This is a genomic window from Vibrio sp. 10N.247.311.49 (assembly GCF_041467655.1).
GTDB lineage: Bacteria > Pseudomonadota > Gammaproteobacteria > Enterobacterales > Vibrionaceae > Vibrio > Vibrio crassostreae_C.
In genome coordinates, this window is sequence record NZ_JBFSVA010000051.1 from 1 (window position 1) to 2,737 (window position 2,737).

Consider the following 2,737-nt stretch of genomic DNA (forward strand, 5'->3'; position numbering starts at 1 on the left):
TCAGTACCGCAACAGTCAGTGTGGATGAGACTGATAAAGCGGTAACGACATCAGGAACGTTGACCAGTACTGACGTGGATAATCCAGATAATGCATTCACACCGGATTCTATTTCAGGTACCAACGGTGACCTGACTATCGATGCTAATGGTCATTGGGTGTTCACCGCGAGCAGCGCGTTTAATCAGTTAAACGTCGGCGATAAAGTAGAAGAAACCTTCACGGTGTCGTCTGTTGATGGAACACCGTCCACTATCAAGGTGACAATCAACGGTACTAACGACACCGCTACTGTCAGCAGTGCGACCGTCGCTATCGATGAAACTGACAAAGCGGTAACGACATCAGGAGCTCTCACCAGTACCGACGTGGATAATCCAGATAACGCATTCACACCGGATTCGATTACTGGCACCAACGGCAACCTCACCATTGGTGCTAATGGCCAATGGACATTCACCGCCAACAGTGCGTTTAATCAATTGAACGTCGGCGATAAAGTCGAAGAAACCTTTACCGTCTCTTCCGTTGATGGCACACCGTCGGCCATCAAAGTGACGATTAATGGCACCAATGACCGCCCTACTATCTCAGGTACCTCAAGTGGCGCGGTGATCGAACAGGGCTTGAACACGGCAGGAAACCCCGATGCGACAGGGAGCTTAATCGCGACTGATATAGATAAGTCCGACACCGTTACGTGGGCAATCAATCAACCCCAAGGTCAATGGGGAACGCTGTCGATTGATCAGCATGGTCATTGGCACTATCAGCTAGACAATTCAACCGGCGGTGCCGCGGATAAACTCGCGGCTGGTGAACATCAGTCTGAATCATTCTGGATCACCGCTACCGATTCAACAGGAGCGACAGTCCCTCATAAAGTCGTTATCGATGTGCAAGGCAGCAACGACAAACCAATTGTCAGTGCGTGGACTCAGCTTCCTGCGGGTAAAGAGGATCAACCCGTAACCATCAAGGCTTCTGACTTGCTAACACATGCAAGCGATGTGGATAGTAGCGATGTATTGCACGTGACAAATTTGCAAGCGACACACGGTAGCCTGACTGATAATAAAGATGGCACTTATACCTTCACGCCAGATAAAGATTTCAATGGTGAGATTCGACTCACCTATGATGTGGTTGACGGCCATGGGGGCAGCGTCAGCACTCAAGCTAAGTTTGATCTTATCGCAACTCCAGATAACGCGATTATTACCGACGCACAAGCCAATGCAGACTTACGGGGAGTAACTGAAGATCGCGGCTATATAGATACCCACTACCAACTGCATTACGACGGCAGATTAAACATCCAAGACCCTGATAAGGGAGAGGCACAGTTTGATCCGAATATAGGCTCACAAACCTATCAAGGTATTGGCTACGACACCAAACTGGGTGGGCACATACTGCTCATGCGCGACGGTCACTACACCTATACCCTCGACAACCGCAATATACAGAACTTAGCGCAAGGCGAAGTTAAACACGATTCAGCCATTATACGCTCAGCAGATGGTACAACACACACGATAGAGCTAACGGTTCATGGTACCAACGATGCCCCAACCATCAATGCTCAGTCCCACTCAGTGACTGAAGGTGGAAGCGTTCTAAATGGACAAATGGTTGGCCAAGATATTGATACCGGTGCGGCCTTGACTTACAGCGCACCGCAGATTGATGGCTTGGTGGTTAATCCGGACGGCAGTTATAGCTTCGATCCTGCTCACTCTAGCTATCAATCGTTAGCATCAGGTGTCACGAAGACATTGACTGTTCCAGTAACAGTCACAGACGAGCATAATGCGAGCAGCACTCAAAACCTCTCAATAACGATTACAGGGGTTAATAATTCTGCCGTTATCGGCGGTGTCTATACTGGAGATGTTCATGAAGGGCATACCTATACAGCACCAGATGGTACAATGTCTGGTGGCTACGTCGATGATCGCTCACCAGATCATATGCATGGAAACATCGGCAAATTATGGAACGACGAAATACACACTGATGGTCACCTGAACATTGTTGATCCAGACTCCGGTGAAAGCCATGCCCAAACCGGCGTTTATTACGGCACTCATGGTCGTGTCATACTTCAGAGTAACGGAGATTGGAGCTACTACGCTTCCATAGGCCAAGACGCAACAGGTAGAAAGATTGATCACCTCGGCCAAGGTGAATCGATAACGGATACTGTCACCGTCAAATCGGCTGATGGCACCACTCACGATATTGTTGTCACCGTTCATGGCGATAACGACCGTCCGTATTGTTCTGGTGAAGTGCAACTGAACAGCGGTAAAGAAGATCTTGCTCAAACCATCACAGCAACCGAGCTAATCGCTAATACTGTTGACGTAGACGCCAACGATGCAGGTAAGCTCACTATCGCTAATTTGCATGCTGACCATGGCTCGATTCAAGACAATCACGATGGAACCTTCACCTTCACTCCAAGCCACAATTACAACGGCAGCGTCCACTTCACCTACGATGTGAAAGACGCGCATGGTGGTACAACACACACTGGCGCATCAACGACGCTCTCGGCTGTTGGCGATAAAGCCCAAATCGCTGGCGTTGATACTGGTTCAATAACCGAAAACAGCGCGGGTGTCGACATGTCACCCGACTATGCTCACTCAGGCATCGCCACACTTGGCAATACAACACTCTATGCTGATGGCAAGCTGACCATCACAGACCCCGATGTAGGCGAGTCAGG

The 2,737-nt window shown here is 49.3% G+C and carries 1 protein-coding gene; it reads left to right on the forward strand.

Annotated features, from left to right (window positions below; translation table 11 throughout):
• Positions 1-2,737: VCBS domain-containing protein (locus AB6E54_RS22560; RefSeq protein WP_372169054.1), on the forward strand; the 2,737-nt coding region annotated here is incomplete at both ends.